Source organism: Lysinibacillus sp. GW823-FHT02G10 (genome assembly GCF_058797135.1).
In genome coordinates, this window is record NZ_JBXAJI010000003.1 from 143167 (window position 1) to 157605 (window position 14439).

Sequence of the window (14439 nt, forward strand, 5' to 3'; positions counted from 1 at the left end):
AAGCTTTATTAGAATGTTAAAACTTTTTTCGCTGTTTCCATTACATCTTTGTAGTTTGGTAACCAAACACCTTCAGCTTGTGGGAATGGGTACACAGTATCTGGTGCAGCCACACGAAGAACAGGAGCCTCTAAGCTTAGAATTGCACGCTCTGTAATTTCTGCTACTACGTTCGCAGCGATACCTGCTTGTTTTTGAGCTTCTTGGACAACGATTGCACGACCTGTTTTTTCAACAGATGCGATAATTGTTTCCACATCGATTGGTTGAATTGTACGTAAGTCAATTACTTCTACAGAATGTCCTTCTTTTTCAAGTTCTTCTGCAGCCTTTAAGCTTTCATGAACCATTAAACCGTAAGCAACAATTGTTAAATCAGTACCTTCACGTTTTACATCCGCTTTTCCAAGTGGAATTTCGTATGCTTCCTCAGGCACTTCTTCACGGAATGAACGGTATAGTTTTAAATGCTCTAAGAAAATAACTGGGTTGTCATTACGAATAGAAGAAATAAGTAAACCTTTTGCATCATATGGTGTTGATGGAACAACAACTGTTAATCCTGGTTGTGCTGTCATTAAGCTTTCTAAGCTATCTGAGTGCATTTCAGGTGTGTGCACACCACCACCAAATGGTGAACGGATTGTTACTGGAGCATTGTAGACGCCACCACTACGGTAGCTCATACGTGCTAGCTGGCCACTAATTGAATCCATTACTTCATAAACGAAACCAAAGAATTGAATTTCAGGAACTGGACGGAATCCTTGAAGAGAAAGGCCAACTGCTAAGCCACCAATACCTGATTCTGCTAATGGTGTATCAAATACGCGGTCAACCCCAAATTCTTTTTGTAGGCCTTCTGTCGCGCGGAATACCCCCCCGTTGACACCTACATCTTCCCCGAATACAAGAACGTTTTCATCATTCTTTAATTCTGTGCGAAGTGCATCTGTAATTGCTTGAATCATCGTCATTTGTGCCATAGGTTATTTCGACTCCTTCTCTTTATAGATTTCATACTGTTCTTTTAGATTAGATGGCATTTCGCCTTTATACATATTTTCCATTAATTCTGTTACTTTTTGTTTTGGAGCAGCATCTGCTTTTTTGATTGCTTCTTTAATTTCTTCTTTTGCTCGCTCAATAACTGCTTCTTCTTTTTTCTCATCCCATATACCTTTTGCTTCTAGGTATTTACGGAAGCGAACTAGAGGATCTTTTTGAGCCCATTCATTATCTGTATCAGAAGTACGGTAACGAGTTGGGTCATCCCCAGCCATTGTATGAGGTCCATAACGGTAACACATTGTTTCAATTAATGTTGGGCCTTCACCATTAACCGCGCGCTCACGAGCATCACGAGTTGCTACATAAACTGCAAGCGCATCCATTCCATCTACTAAAATACTTGGTAATCCTGCTGCTACACCTTTTTGTGCAATTGTTTTAGCAGCTGTTTGCAATTCACGAGGTGTTGAGATTGCATATTGGTTATTTTGTACGATGAAGATTGCTGGAGATTTAAATGCACCTGCAAAGTTAATGCCTTCATAGAAGTCTCCCTGAGAAGAACCACCGTCACCAGTATAAGTTACTGCAACAGCTTTTTTCCCGCGTTTTTTAATACCAAGTGCTACCCCAGCAGCTTGAATATATTGTGCTCCAATAATAATTTGTGGAGCTAAAACGTTTACACCTTCAGGAACCTGATTCCCCATGAAGTGACCACGTGAGAATAAAAATGCTTTTTCAAGAGGTAAGCCATGCCATACAATTTGAGGTACATCACGGTAACCTGGTAAAATCCAATCTTCTTGTTCTAATGCAAAGTGAGAAGCAAGTTGTGAAGCTTCTTGACCAGCAGTCGGTGCATAGAAGCCTAAACGTCCTTGACGATTTAATGAGATTGAACGTTGATCTAAAATACGTGTGTAAACCATACGTGTCATTAACTCAACTAGTTCCTCATCTGATAATTTCGGATCTGCCTCTTTATTTATAATTTCGCCTTCTTCATTCAAAATTTGAAACATTTCAAACTTATCTTCGATTTCAGTTAGCGTTTGTTTAGCATCAAAAATATTATTGTTTTTCTTGCTCATTTGTCACATCTCCCTTTCAGCTGTATTAAAATAAATCACCTTTTTAACTAGTACAACTTATTCTTGACACTCAGTATACTGAATAAAATACTGTCGGTCAATCATCTATTACTGCTATATACAAAGATTTTTTCTAGAATAACAATCAAACACCGCTGTCCTATACTGTATTACTAATATTCAAATTCTGTATTACAACACCTTACTCACACCATACAACTCTTACGTTTTCCAACAGGTTTTCCCCTAGTAGAATACCCCATTCTCGAAAATCTAATAGCATTAGAAAAATTTTTTGAGTATATTCAAATAAGGACTTTTTTCATGGGATTGTACGAAAACGTGATGTATACTTATTAGCAAGCACTACAAAGTTGAAAGGAAGATTACTATTATGATTTTAATGGATGATATTATCCGCGAAGGTCATCCGACTTTACGCACAAAAGCAGAGGAAGTTAAATTCCCTTTAACTGAAGAAACAAGAAAGCTTGCTGAGGATATGCTTCAATATTTAATCAACAGCCAAGATCCTGAAATGGCAGAAAAATATAATTTGCGTAGTGGCATTGGTTTGGCTGCCAATCAGGTAAATAGCTTACAGCGTATGTTTGCTCTTCATTTAAAAGATGAGGCTGGTGAACAATTAAGCTTTGTAGCCATAAATCCAAAGATCGTTAGCCATTCTGTTGAAAACACATACCTATCAGCAGGAGAAGGATGTCTTTCTGTTGACCGTAATATTCCTGGGTATGTACCTCGCCATGCACGCATCACAGTAAAATTTAAAACAATTGATGGTGAAGAGAAAAAAATGCGCCTTAAGGGCTTGCCATCTATTGCCTTTCAGCATGAATTAGATCATCTAAACGGCATTATGTTTTATGACCGTATTAATGAAAAGAATCCATTTGCGGAAATACCAGATTCAATCCCATATGAGCGCGACTAAAAACAACCTCGGCAGTTTTTTACTTCTGCCGAGGTTAATTATTATTTATATTCTAATTGTCTATCCATATTTAACCGAGCATTGATCGTTTCAATTAATGCTGGCAACTCCGCCATTGTTTCAATTGTATAATGAGCGCCAGATTCTTCAAAAACACATTTTGTTTTCTCTATGATTTGTTGCTTTTCTTCTGAAGATAGGGCATTGAATTCTTCTTCGGATAGTCCCATTTCTGAGCTTCCAATAATAACGCCAACAGCCCAAACACCTGCATTCAAGGCTTCCTTTATATCTGATGTTGTATCGCCAACCTTCACAACTTGCTTCGTCGCTTGCGAACCTAATGCCTCCATATTTTTAAAAATCATATATGGATATGGTCGCCCTTTATCACCAACCTGTGTTGGTGTTACAAGAAAATCAGGTTGATAGCCCTTGTCAGCAGCATGCTTTGTCACTACTTCCATCATTGCATCTGTATAGCCAGTTGTAGAGCCTATTCGAATACCTGCATCTCTTAATTGCTGTACTGTTGTTTTCACGTGCTGGATAGGATCTGTATAGGTCGCTAAAGACTCCATTAATTTTGTTTCAAAATGATTATACAATACATGTACATCCTTTTCAGTAAAGGATTGTCCATGTACACGATGCCATTCTGCTTTAATTCTTGGCATTTCTAGCATGGTGCGGATATGATCAATTTTCAGCATCCCCATTGGTTTACGAGCCTCTTCCAGTGTAACTATTACACCAGCATCTTCAAAAATTGTTAAAAAAACATTAACAGGAGCAAAACAACCAAAGTCAACTGCAGTGCCTGCCCAGTCCAAAATAACCGTCTCAATTTTCATTGTTTTTCACCACCATATAATTTTCAATGATTTCACATAATGCAAGAATATCTTCCTCATGAATATCACCAATATTGCCAATACGGAATGTATCGACATCCGTCAGCTTACCTGGATAGATAACGAAACCTGCATTTTTTATTTCCTGATAAAAATGCTCAAAAGAAAACTCTTTATACGGGAATAAAAATGTTGTGATAATTGGTGATTGAAGCTCCTCCGAAATATACGCTTTAAATCCCAGCACCGACAAGCGAGAGCGAAGTAGTTGATTATTATACGCATAGCGTTTGTAGCGGGCATGAATTCCGCCTTCTTCATTCAACTCTTCAAGCGCCTTCGCAAAAGCTGCCACTACATGTGTAGGCGATGTGAAACGCCATTTCCCATCTTGCTTCATTACTTCCCACTGACTATGCAAATCTAATGCAACACTTCGAGCTTGTCCCTTACATTTTTCCAGTGCTCTTGTATTCGCGATAACAAAACCAAAGCCTGGGACACCCTGAATACATTTATTGGCACTACTAATACAAAAATCAATATGCAAGCTTGATAAATCCATTGGTACGCCTCCAAAGCTACTCATGGCATCCACAATAAACGTTTTGTTGAACGAATGAACAACTTCCCCAATTTCTTTAATAGGATTTAAAATACCAGTAGTCGTCTCACAATGTACGAGAGCTACATGAGTAATACTCCTATCTCTTTCAAGGAAGGATTGAACTTCTAACAAGGAGGGCTGTTCATCATAAGGAGCACTATAAACAACATGCTGTAACTTTAAGGCTTTGGCCATTTCAACAATTCTTTCACCATAAGCACCATTTGTTAGTATCAGCACCTTATCATTTTCACCAATTGCTGTTGTTAGTACAGACTCTACTACAAAGCTTCCACTTCCTTGCATTAGTACCGTAGTGTAATCAGCTTCATCAACTTTTGCTAATTTTAAGAGTTGCTTACGAATCACTTGTGTCACATTTTTATAATCGTCATCCCATGTACAACGATCTTTTAACATTTCTCGTTTCACTGCTTCAGTTGTTGTCAATGGACCTGGCGTCAATAATTTATAGTTACTCATTTGCTATAACTCCTTATCGCTGTGCTTCTTTAAAGAAGGCTTGGTGTTTTTCTAATAAATCTACGGTTAAGGTAGTATCCCATTTTTTCAAATAGGTAGGAACGTGCTCGTCCTTTACTTGTTCTCCTTCATATAGAGCTACAGGATATTGCTCTAGAAGACCATCACGAGCCTCTGTTGCAATTACCTTTGCAATTTCTTTTGCTAATGCTTCCTCACCTTCTTTATCTACAACAGCTACAGATTCCGTTAAAGTGAAATTTCCTTCTGTCGGGTCAATATAATCAATCGGTAACCCTTCGTTTTTGGCATCAATAGCTTGGATACGTAAACCAAAGCCTGCAGCAACTTCTCCTGTTTTCACCTTTTTAATAGGGCCAGAGCCTGAACTTTCAATATGTGGTCCTGCATTTTTAATTAACTCTGCTAGAACTTTTTTCCCTTCCTCTTCACCATATTCCTTTATAATAGCTTGTACTAGAAGCCACCCTGTTGAGGAGTCCATAATGTTTGGGAATGACACTAAATCCTTATAAGCAGGGTCTGTCAAATCTTTAATGGATTTCGGAATAGATAGCCCCTTTTGTTGTAATACCTCTGTATTAATAAAGATAGAGCCTACATTGCCTAAAATCGGTAATGCATACGTAACACTCCCATCAAGAGGCTTTAAGTCTGAAGAAATATCCACAAACATGGATTTTGAGGTTTGTGCACTTTCTATAAAATAAGAAGCCATTGTTACAACATCTGCTTCAATATCTGTCCCTTCCGCCATCATTTTGCCACCTAACTCAGAAGTACCAAACGACTGGATTAAATACTTACCTTTATAGCCTTTATCATCTAATGTAGTTTCCATCACTTCAATAGCTTCATCATCAGCATTTGAATAAATGATGACTTGCTCTTTGGAATCTGCTGCTACTCCTCCACATGCAGCTAAAACGACTGCTGCTGCACTTACTGTCCCTAACATCATGCCTGTTGACTTCTTCATTTTGTAATCTCCTCCGTTTTTTCTTTATGTGCTGCTATATAATCACAACCTAATTTCACAATGAGGTTTGTACATAAAATGAATATCGATAAAACAAAAATATCGGTGTACTTTGCGAAATGCTGTAGCTCTTTTATCCTTGTCGATACAAGCATTGTCTTTGTGCTGACAAGAAAAATAACACCGCTGACTGTAACCATCGCATTTAAAAAATAGTAGCTAAACATTTGATAAATCGTTGGCCTAATATTCGGTAAAATAATTCGTATCACGGTTTTTAACCACGAATCCTTTAACAGCTCAGCTGTCACTTCCCACGTAGGATCCATTTTTTGCAATGAATTTTTCGCCATTAAATAAGGTGTCGTAAAAAAATGCACGATATTACATGCGATAATGATAAGAAAAGTACCCTTTAAAGAACTTCCATTAAAGAAAAATAAGTAGGATAATCCAAGTACCATACCTGGAACTGTATTTGTCATCATAGAAGTTACATCTAAGCTTTTTCTTCCCTTTAATGGTGTCCTTGTATTAAGAAGCGCCGACATAAATGTTATGCCCACACCTAATATTGCTGTTAGAATCGCTACGATGAGAGAATTGATGTAAACCTTTGTTAAATCTTTCTCTGCGAGTACATTTTGAACATGCTCTAATGTAAAGCTGAAATCGTACGGATAGCCTTTGGTAAAAGGCACAATAAACATGGTTGAAAAAATAATACATACAGCTGTTACACAGAGAATTGAATAAATTGTAAATAGCGCGTCTCGTAAACGATGCTTTACAAGTTCACTTTGCCCAACCTGTTTATATTGAAAATTAAAGCGCTCTAAAATCGTTAGCATGACAACACCTAATACAGCAGGTACTAGCATTAACACAGAAATGACTGCTCCACGTTCAAAATGCACAATGGAACCTAACATAGCTTGGTAGAGTTCAGTAGCTATTACCCTGTAATTGCCACCAACCGATGCAGGGATTCCAAAGTCTGTGAAGCTTAAAACAAATGTTAAAATAAATGCCCCGCCAATTGTCCCAACCATAGGACGGTATACGGTATGATAAAAACGACGCATTGGCTGATCATGCATTAATATTGAAACAAGTAAAAAACGTTTATCGATATATTGCATGGAGTTTTGCATTAATATAAAAGCAACTGGTAATGTGTATAAGACGTAACCGATCACCAAGCCGTTATACCCATAGATTGTAAAAAGAGGCTGCCCCACTAATTTTGTTAGAATTCCTTGATTCCCAAATGTATAAATCAATACAAAGCCATAGGTGATGGTTGGCAGTAGCATCGGCAAGGTAATTCCAATTTGAACTAGCTTTTTTGTATGGCGATGCATCGTAGTAAAATGAACAGCATAGGCCAACCAAAAGGCTAAAATGGTTGTAATCACTGATGCTACAAAAGAAACTTTAAAACTATTCGTAAAAGCTTCACGAATTTCGATATTCCGTAAAGCTTCTATATAATTTTGAGTGGTAACGACATTGCCTATTTTGAATGACTGCCAAAACATATAAAGCAATGGCACAATTAAAAAGAATAGAAAAAATAGTAGAATCGGTAGAAAAATTAATTTCATTATTTTATTCGTTTTAAGCATATGTTTCTCCAAACAATTGATAGATGTTATGTCGCTTAATATGAAGCTGCCTTAAGATAAAATCTTCTACAAATTTATTTTTTGGCGCTGTAACAATTTCATGAGGTGTGCCAAATTGAGCAACTGTACCTTCATTAATAATGATGACTTTATCCGATAAGGTAAGGGCTTCTTCCGGATCATGTGTCACGATAATCGTCGTCAAATTAAATTCACGGGCGATGGATTTAATACGTTCCTTTATAGATTCCTTTATAACGCCATCTAGTGCACTTAGTGGTTCGTCTAATAATAGAATTTTAGGTTGCATCACGAGTGTTCTTGCAATGGAAACGCGTTGTTTTTGCCCACCAGACAATTCATGAATCTTCTTATGCAAGTGAGGAGCTAGCTCTAAAAAATCAATGTATTCTTGTATCTCCTCTTTGGACATTTTCACGTTTTTATTTTTTAATCCATAAATGATATTGTCGTATGCATTTAAATGAGGAAATAACGCAAAATCCTGAAACACTATATTAAATCCTCTTTCTTGCATTGATTGCTTGGAAATATCTTGTCCATTGTAGACAAGCTGACCAGCAGTTGGATCTACAAGTCCTAAAATGATATTAAGCAAAGTAGTTTTACCGCAGCCACTCGGTCCTAGCAAAGAAATAATCTCACCTGATTCGACGGTTACATTGATATCTACTAAAACTTTTTTATTTTTATAGCTTTTTGAGATATTTTTTAGCTCTAACAAATTGGGTCACCTCACTCAGTTCTTAGCTTCAGTATAGAGACTATTTGTAAAGGAAAATGCTTATTTGTGTAAATGTTGAGTAAATTCTGACCAACTGTTGACAAAGTTATGGTTATTTTGAGTAAATATCTAGTAGAGGTGATGAAATGTATATGATAGAAAGGCAACACCAAATTTTGCAGTTTATACGTCAACATAAGGTAGTAAAATTAGTAACACTTACAAAAGAGTTTAACGTTTCAATGGAAACAATCCGTCGTGATGTCCAACAGTTGATGCAAGACAAAAAAATTGAAAAATTTTATGGGGGCGTTAAATATATTGAGCCAGTAGAAGGACTAATTGATCACCGACTTCACGAACAGTTAACAGAGAAAATCGCCATTGCCAAAGCATGTGCTTCGCTCGTTCAAGATGGGGAATGTATTTTCATTGATAGCGGAACAACTACCTATCAAATGACACCATTTTTATTGGACAAGGAAAAACTAACAGTGGTGACAAATTCACTACCTGTAGCATTTGATCTAATCGGCTCTAACATTGAGGTTATACTGCTTGGGGGTAAAGTACGCCATTCTGAAAAATCAGTGACATCAAATGAATTTTTATTTCGCTTCGAGCATCTTAATATCAATAAAGCTTTTATTTGCGCTAGTGGCGTTTCAATTGAAAAAGGCATATCTGATTTTAGCTTGGATGAAGCGATTACTAGAAAGCAAATTATTTCCATCTCTCAAAAAGTCTACGTAGCTACAGATTCCTCAAAATTTAATAAAGATGTAGCGATTCAAGTTTGTCCAGTGGATGACGTAGATGTCATTATCACAGATGACGGACTATCCAAAAAGACGATTCAACATTTTTCGGAAAAAGGTGTTCAAATAAAAACCGTCAATATGGCATAGACCATTAATCAATAAAAAACAACTAGTTGTAAATTTCACAACTAGTTGTTCATTTTTATATAATGGAGAGCTTACGCATTATTTTTGAGAGACCATCCTCGTCTACATGGTCTGCAATATGATGAGCGACTGCCTTCACTCGCTCATGGCCATTTCCCATAGCAACACTTGTCCCAACTGCCTGTAGCATCTCAATATCATTTATGCCATCGCCAAAAGCAAAGGCATCTTGTAAAGTGATGCCCATTTTTTCAAGCACCTTTTCAATACCAGCAGCCTTCGAACCTCCCTTTGGCAAAATATCACAAGAATAACGATGCCAACGTACAAATTGAACATTTGGGAATGTTTCATTATATAAAGGTTCATCTTTTTCTTCCATAAAAATAAGTGTTTGATATACATTGTTCTGCATATAATAAGATGAGTCTAATTCTGGATACGGATATTTAAGAGTATCTAAGCTTTCAGCTACCATACGATGATCGCCAACTGAGGCAATCATCCGTTTATCATCTAAAAACACTACCGGTTCGTTACGCGCCTCACCAAAGGCAATAATTTTAGCTAGTTCATCTTTCGCAATCCCATTTGTATAGACAACCTCACCTTTATAGACAACATATTGGCCATTGAAGGTAACATACGTATCGATCTCTAATTCTTCTAGCAATGACTCAATCATAAATGGTGCTCGACCAGTAGCAATTGCCAATTCATAACCATTACGTCGTGCTGTCAAAAGTGCCTCTTTTGCAGATGAAGGTAACTTTTTTTCACTGTTATAGAGAGTACCATCGACATCAAAAAATAAAATTTTGTTCATTTTATTAACCCTTTCCATAAATATTATCCTTTCAAGCTAAATGACTTTACATAGACAATAATTTTAGTTATAATGATCCTAAGGAGTGATGTGCCATGCTGAAGAAACTCAAACGAAAATTATTGAAGCAACTTCGCGGCGTACTCGGAAAAAAATCAATTGCCTAACATTTGCCCTTCATTATTTGAAGGGCTTTTCTTTATTTTAGAGGAAGTGCGTGATAATATAAAGGAAATGCATTTATTTGGCTATACGCAACCACTGTCTCACTACTTCCTATACAATTTTATAACATAGTGCACATCTGAAGCATTGAGATACAAGTATTACAAACGTACATTTCTTCAATAAAAGAAATTCGTTGTTTTCTTGTAGCACGTGTGTGGTAGTAGTCAAAGGTGCAAGAAAATTGTACGCAATTAAAGGAGAGCAAACTATGATTTACAAAGTTTATTATCAAGAAAATGCAAATGAGATTCCAGTTCGCGAAAATACTAAAAGTCTATACCTAGAAGCTACTTCAGAACGTGAAGTACGTGAAAAGCTAAAAGACCGAAACTATAACATCGAGTTCATTCAACTGCTTGAGGGTAACTACTTAGAGTACGAACAAGCAAGCCCGAACTTCGTCTTGGAGGAAATTTAACAAACATGAAGTTTGTTAAAAATGACCAAGCAGCTGTTTTCGCGCTCGGCGGACTGGGCGAAATCGGCAAAAACACTTATGGCGTTCAATTTCAAGATGAAATTATCTTAATTGACGCCGGTATAAAATTTCCAGAAGACGACTTACTCGGCATTGACTATGTTATTCCTGATTACACGTACTTAGTACGTAATGTCGATAAAATCAAAGGACTGTTTATTACCCATGGGCATGAGGATCATATTGGTGGTATTCCATACCTTTTACGTCAAGTAAATATCCCTGTCTATGGCGGTAAGCTTGCACTTGGCTTATTACGTAATAAATTAGAAGAACATGGCTTGCTACGTACAACAAAACTCATTGAAATTAAAGAAGAGGATGTTATTAAATTCAGAAAAACATCTGTTAGCTTCTTTAGAACAACACATAGTATTCCTGATGCTTATGGAATTGTTGTTAAAACACCACCTGGTAATATCGTTCACACAGGTGACTTTAAATTTGACTTTACACCAGTGGGTGAACCAGCCAACCTAACAAAGATGGCTGAAATCGGACGTGATGGCGTGCTTTGCTTACTATCTGATAGTACTAACGCTGAAAAGCCTAATTTCACAATGTCAGAGCGCACAGTTGGAAAAAGTATCGACGAGATTTTCCGTAAGGTGGATAGCCGTATTATTTTTGCTACCTTTGCATCAAATATTCACCGTTTACAGCAAGCCACAGACGCAGCCGTAAAATACGGAAGAAAGATTGCTGTCTTTGGTCGCTCAATGGACAATGCTATTACGATTGGTCGTGAGCTAGGTTACATTACTGCTCCAAAGGATACATTTATTGATGCTCAAAGCATCAATCGACTTCCTGCAAACGAAGTGATGATTTTATGTACAGGCTCTCAAGGTGAACCAATGGCTGCCTTGTCACGTATTGCCAACGGGACACATCGTCAGATTCAAATACAGCCTGGCGATACAGTTATCTTTTCTTCTTCACCAGTACCAGGTAATACCGTGAGTGTTAATAAAATCATTAATTTATTGTTCCGTGCAGGTGCAGAAGTCATTCATGGTGCATTAAACAACATTCATACATCTGGTCACGGATCTCAAGAAGAACAAAAACTGATGCTTCGTTTAATGAAGCCTAAGTTCTTTATGCCTATCCATGGTGAATTCCGTATGTTAAAAATGCATACACATTTAGCTGAAGATTGCGATGTTCCACTAGACAATACATTTGTTATGGAAAATGGTGATGTTCTAGCACTAAGTGCCAATGAAGCACATGTAGCTGGGCGTATTCCTTCAGGAGATGTTTACATTGATGGCAATGGTATTGGCGATATCGGTAATATCGTGTTACGTGATCGCCGTATTCTTTCTGAAGAAGGTTTAGTGATTGTAGTTGTAAGTGTTGATATGGAAAACCAAAAAATTGTTTCTGGCCCTGACATCATCTCACGTGGATTTGTCTATATGCGTGAATCAGGTACGATGATCAACGAGGCACAAAAAATGCTAAACCGTCATCTGAATGAAACAATTCAAAGCAAAACTCCTCAATGGACAGAATTGAAGAATGAAATTACAGACGTATTGGGACCTTATCTATTCGAAAAAACAAAACGTCGTCCAATGATCTTACCGATTATTATGGAGGTTTAACCTCGTAAAAAGAAACTATGTAAAATTTACATAGTTTCTTTTTTATTTTTGAAACCTCCTTTTTATTTTTGCGTATATAGTAATAACAACATCAAAAAGGAGCGTTTTTATGCTAGATAAAATTCTTCATTCCTTACTCAATAGTAAATCCAAACGCCATTATTCTTCATCAAGTAGCCGTAGTAGATATTCAAAGCGACATAATTATTATGGTCACAAACATTATAAGCGTGGCTCTCGTAAAAGCTCACGCAGTTTTTTCAGCTCTATGAGTTTCTTTAGTAGCTAATGTGGTGGAAACGAATTTCCGAAAAAAGTTTTGACCAGGCTGTAGAACTTTACATAGCCGAACATCCCGATTTTTCTTTTAAAAAATTCCTTGGCTATGGCTCATATGGTCGTACGTATTTAATTGAAGATTGCTCGTCAGCAAGTCTATTTGTTTTAAAATGCTTGCGACCCAAACATCGTCACCACCAGAAAACCATTCATAAATTTCAACAAGAAATTCACATACTCCAGCAACTTTCACTACCCTATGTTCCTACCATCCATTCAGCAGGAACAATTTCAGACAGCCCATTTTTTATCATGGACTATGTCAATGGGCAAACTTTTGAGGAGCTTATTTTTCAGAATGGTACCAAATTTACAATTGCTCAATCCCTTGCTATTACAAAGCAATTATTAGAGCAAATTGTACAGTTACACAATTATGGTATTGTACATCGCGATTTACGGATTCCGAATATATTGTTAGTGGGTCAGCAATTGCATATTATTGACTTTGGTCTAGCTACCACTTATCAAAAGCAAATCGATATCTCTACGATTGAAAATCCAAAACGTGCCGAAAATCATATTAGTGATCTTTATTTTGTCGGCCATTTTTTATTATTTTTACTATACTCAGACTACAAGCCAAGCAAGAAAAAAGAGAAAGCTTGGCAGCAGGAATTAAAATTACCAATCAAAGTCCAAGATTTTCTTGAGCGCCTATTATGGATTCAAGAACCCTTTGCAAGTGCGTTAGAGGCCTTGCAATCTATGCCTCCATCCATAGATAAAAACCATTAAAAATAGAATTGTTCACCGCCAAACGTGAACAATTCTATCCTAGAGTTCAAATCTTAAAGTATTTTGCAGTTACATATGCAATCCAATGATACGCTGGGTCTAAACGTAGATTTTCAATTAGCCCCTTAATGATTGCTTTACCATAAGTAGGATTTTCTATTTCTTGCTTTAACAACTCAATGGATTCTTTTTCTATAGAATCCTCAGTATGATTTATATTTTGCTCCAATAATTGTAGTAAAGCATCTTTTGACACGTCTTCCTCACACGGCTTTGCAATAAACGGCACAAGATCTGCTGTAATAAATGGAATGGTTGTATGATGGGCAATAATATCTGTCTTTTCTGCTAAAGATTTAGCTAATTGCTCTAAATCAAGTGGCATATCTGAAAAAATAAAAAGCTCAGCATAGCTCTTCATAAATCCTTTTATGCAGTACATTACATCATATTTCATTTCTTTTAATTGATCCTGATAAAGCTGCTCAAGCATATAGAGAATTGATTTCGACATTTCTGCTTCATACGCTGTTATTTTATGAAATAGCTCTTTTTTTGTTAAAAAGACCTTTTCATTAAAGAATACACGTGCAGATGCAGAATGGTCTTTGAATGCTTGAAAAATACTTTTATAAAATTCAACCAAAACAGTTTCTTTGTTATACGTTCCTCTGACTACTTGGTCAACATCTGTAATAAACTGCTGTAAATAGTAATCAACCATAGATATAACAAGCTCATCTTTGGTTTTGAAGGATAAATAAAATGCACCTTTAGAAATCCCGCAGCGTTCTGTAATTTGTTGTACTGACGTAGCTTCAAAACCCTGTTCAGAAAACAGCTCTAACGCTTTCTCCATAATTAATTGCTTTTTTAACATATTTTTAACTCTCTCCTAATGCATTTCGTTGACAAATGACCGATTAGTCATTAGT

General features: G+C 36.7%; 14 protein-coding genes. 5 read left to right on the top strand and 9 right to left on the bottom strand.

The annotated features are described in order from the left end of the window. Positions 1–8: 8 nt before the first annotated feature. A complete protein-coding gene (locus AC1RFD_RS13025; RefSeq protein ID WP_004224734.1) occupies positions 9–986 on the bottom strand; it encodes an alpha-ketoacid dehydrogenase subunit beta in 978 nt (325 codons plus the stop codon). 3 nt (positions 987–989) lie between these two features. Then, complete coding sequence (gene pdhA, locus AC1RFD_RS13030; RefSeq protein ID WP_004224731.1) at positions 990–2105, bottom strand: pyruvate dehydrogenase (acetyl-transferring) E1 component subunit alpha; 1116 nt, start codon at positions 2103–2105, stop codon at positions 990–992. A gap of 394 nt (positions 2106–2499) precedes the next feature. Here pdhA and def point away from each other — a divergent pair, with 394 nt between their 5' ends. Beyond that, positions 2500–3057 (top strand): peptide deformylase, encoded by a 558-nt coding sequence (gene def, locus AC1RFD_RS13035; RefSeq protein ID WP_054549836.1) that lies wholly within the window; start codon positions 2500–2502, stop codon positions 3055–3057. A 41-nt stretch (positions 3058–3098) separates the two neighbouring features. Here the strand turns inward: def and phnX are convergent, their stop codons facing one another. Genes phnX through AC1RFD_RS13060 form a run of 5 tightly spaced genes read right to left on the bottom strand, consistent with a single transcriptional unit; the run spans position 3099 to position 8374 of the window. Continuing rightward, a complete protein-coding gene (gene phnX / locus AC1RFD_RS13040; protein ID WP_054549835.1) occupies positions 3099–3911 on the bottom strand; it encodes a phosphonoacetaldehyde hydrolase in 813 nt (270 codons plus the stop codon). Beyond that, positions 3901–5001 (bottom strand): 2-aminoethylphosphonate--pyruvate transaminase, encoded by a 1101-nt coding sequence (gene phnW / locus AC1RFD_RS13045; protein ID WP_048391949.1) that lies wholly within the window; start codon positions 4999–5001, stop codon positions 3901–3903. The genes phnX and phnW overlap by 11 nt, the downstream gene beginning before the upstream one ends. A gap of 13 nt (positions 5002–5014) precedes the next feature. After that, positions 5015–6001, bottom strand: coding sequence for an extracellular solute-binding protein (locus AC1RFD_RS13050; protein WP_131521663.1), 987 nt, complete (start codon positions 5999–6001; stop codon positions 5015–5017). Further along, the gene (locus AC1RFD_RS13055) at positions 5998–7629 is read right to left on the bottom strand and encodes an ABC transporter permease subunit (RefSeq protein WP_054549833.1); all 1632 of its coding nucleotides are present in this window, start codon (positions 7627–7629) and stop codon (positions 5998–6000) included. Before AC1RFD_RS13055 ends, AC1RFD_RS13050 begins: the two co-directional genes overlap by 4 nt. Further along, positions 7622–8374 (bottom strand): ABC transporter ATP-binding protein, encoded by a 753-nt coding sequence (locus AC1RFD_RS13060; protein WP_112117444.1) that lies wholly within the window; start codon positions 8372–8374, stop codon positions 7622–7624. Before AC1RFD_RS13060 ends, AC1RFD_RS13055 begins: the two co-directional genes overlap by 8 nt. A 152-nt stretch (positions 8375–8526) precedes the next feature. Between AC1RFD_RS13060 and AC1RFD_RS13065 the strand changes: the two genes are divergently transcribed. Next, positions 8527–9282, top strand: a complete 756-nt coding sequence (locus AC1RFD_RS13065; RefSeq protein ID WP_492474989.1) for a DeoR/GlpR family DNA-binding transcription regulator — start codon at positions 8527–8529, stop codon at positions 9280–9282. Between the two features lie 55 nt (positions 9283–9337). Here the strand turns inward: AC1RFD_RS13065 and AC1RFD_RS13070 are convergent, their stop codons facing one another. After that, positions 9338–10108 (bottom strand): Cof-type HAD-IIB family hydrolase, encoded by a 771-nt coding sequence (locus AC1RFD_RS13070; protein ID WP_054549831.1) that lies wholly within the window; start codon positions 10106–10108, stop codon positions 9338–9340. A 436-nt stretch (positions 10109–10544) separates the two neighbouring features. Between AC1RFD_RS13070 and AC1RFD_RS13075 the strand changes: the two genes are divergently transcribed. From AC1RFD_RS13075 to AC1RFD_RS13085, 3 genes are all read left to right on the top strand, one after another. After that, the gene (locus tag AC1RFD_RS13075) at positions 10545–10754 is read left to right on the top strand and encodes a DNA-dependent RNA polymerase subunit epsilon (protein ID WP_004224712.1); all 210 of its coding nucleotides are present in this window, start codon (positions 10545–10547) and stop codon (positions 10752–10754) included. Between the two features lie 5 nt (positions 10755–10759). Further along, complete coding sequence (rnjA, locus tag AC1RFD_RS13080; protein WP_004224711.1) at positions 10760–12427, top strand: ribonuclease J1; 1668 nt, start codon at positions 10760–10762, stop codon at positions 12425–12427. Positions 12428–12715: 288 nt separating this feature from the next. After that, positions 12716–13504 carry a serine/threonine protein kinase gene (locus AC1RFD_RS13085; protein WP_492474969.1) on the top strand — a complete coding sequence of 263 codons (789 nt, stop codon included), beginning with the start codon at positions 12716–12718 and terminating at the stop codon, positions 13502–13504. A gap of 46 nt (positions 13505–13550) precedes the next feature. On the opposite strand, the gene AC1RFD_RS13090 is transcribed toward AC1RFD_RS13085, so the two are convergent. Further along, the gene (locus AC1RFD_RS13090; RefSeq protein WP_319839978.1) at positions 13551–14384 is read right to left on the bottom strand and encodes a TetR/AcrR family transcriptional regulator; all 834 of its coding nucleotides are present in this window, start codon (positions 14382–14384) and stop codon (positions 13551–13553) included. Between the last annotated feature and the right edge of the window lie 55 nt (positions 14385–14439).

What these genes read in the sequence shown, in the direction of transcription:
- AC1RFD_RS13025 (WP_004224734.1), bottom strand. Translation starts at nt 986, where the DNA reads ATGGCACAAATGACGATGATTCAAGCAATTACAGATGCACTTCGCACA.
- pdhA (WP_004224731.1), bottom strand. Translation starts at nt 2,105, where the DNA reads ATGAGCAAGAAAAACAATAATATTTTTGATGCTAAACAAACGCTAACT.
- def (WP_054549836.1), top strand. Translation starts at nt 2,500, where the DNA reads ATGATTTTAATGGATGATATTATCCGCGAAGGTCATCCGACTTTACGC.
- phnX (WP_054549835.1), bottom strand. Translation starts at nt 3,911, where the DNA reads ATGAAAATTGAGACGGTTATTTTGGACTGGGCAGGCACTGCAGTTGAC.
- phnW (WP_048391949.1), bottom strand. Translation starts at nt 5,001, where the DNA reads ATGAGTAACTATAAATTATTGACGCCAGGTCCATTGACAACAACTGAA.
- AC1RFD_RS13050 (WP_131521663.1), bottom strand. Translation starts at nt 6,001, where the DNA reads ATGAAGAAGTCAACAGGCATGATGTTAGGGACAGTAAGTGCAGCAGCA.
- AC1RFD_RS13055 (WP_054549833.1), bottom strand. Translation starts at nt 7,629, where the DNA reads ATGCTTAAAACGAATAAAATAATGAAATTAATTTTTCTACCGATTCTA.
- AC1RFD_RS13065 (WP_492474989.1), top strand. Translation starts at nt 8,527, where the DNA reads ATGATAGAAAGGCAACACCAAATTTTGCAGTTTATACGTCAACATAAG.
- AC1RFD_RS13070 (WP_054549831.1), bottom strand. Translation starts at nt 10,108, where the DNA reads ATGAACAAAATTTTATTTTTTGATGTCGATGGTACTCTCTATAACAGT.
- AC1RFD_RS13075 (WP_004224712.1), top strand. Translation starts at nt 10,545, where the DNA reads ATGATTTACAAAGTTTATTATCAAGAAAATGCAAATGAGATTCCAGTT.
- rnjA (WP_004224711.1), top strand. Translation starts at nt 10,760, where the DNA reads ATGAAGTTTGTTAAAAATGACCAAGCAGCTGTTTTCGCGCTCGGCGGA.
- AC1RFD_RS13085 (WP_492474969.1), top strand. Translation starts at nt 12,716, where the DNA reads ATGTGGTGGAAACGAATTTCCGAAAAAAGTTTTGACCAGGCTGTAGAA.
- AC1RFD_RS13090 (WP_319839978.1), bottom strand. Translation starts at nt 14,384, where the DNA reads ATGTTAAAAAAGCAATTAATTATGGAGAAAGCGTTAGAGCTGTTTTCT.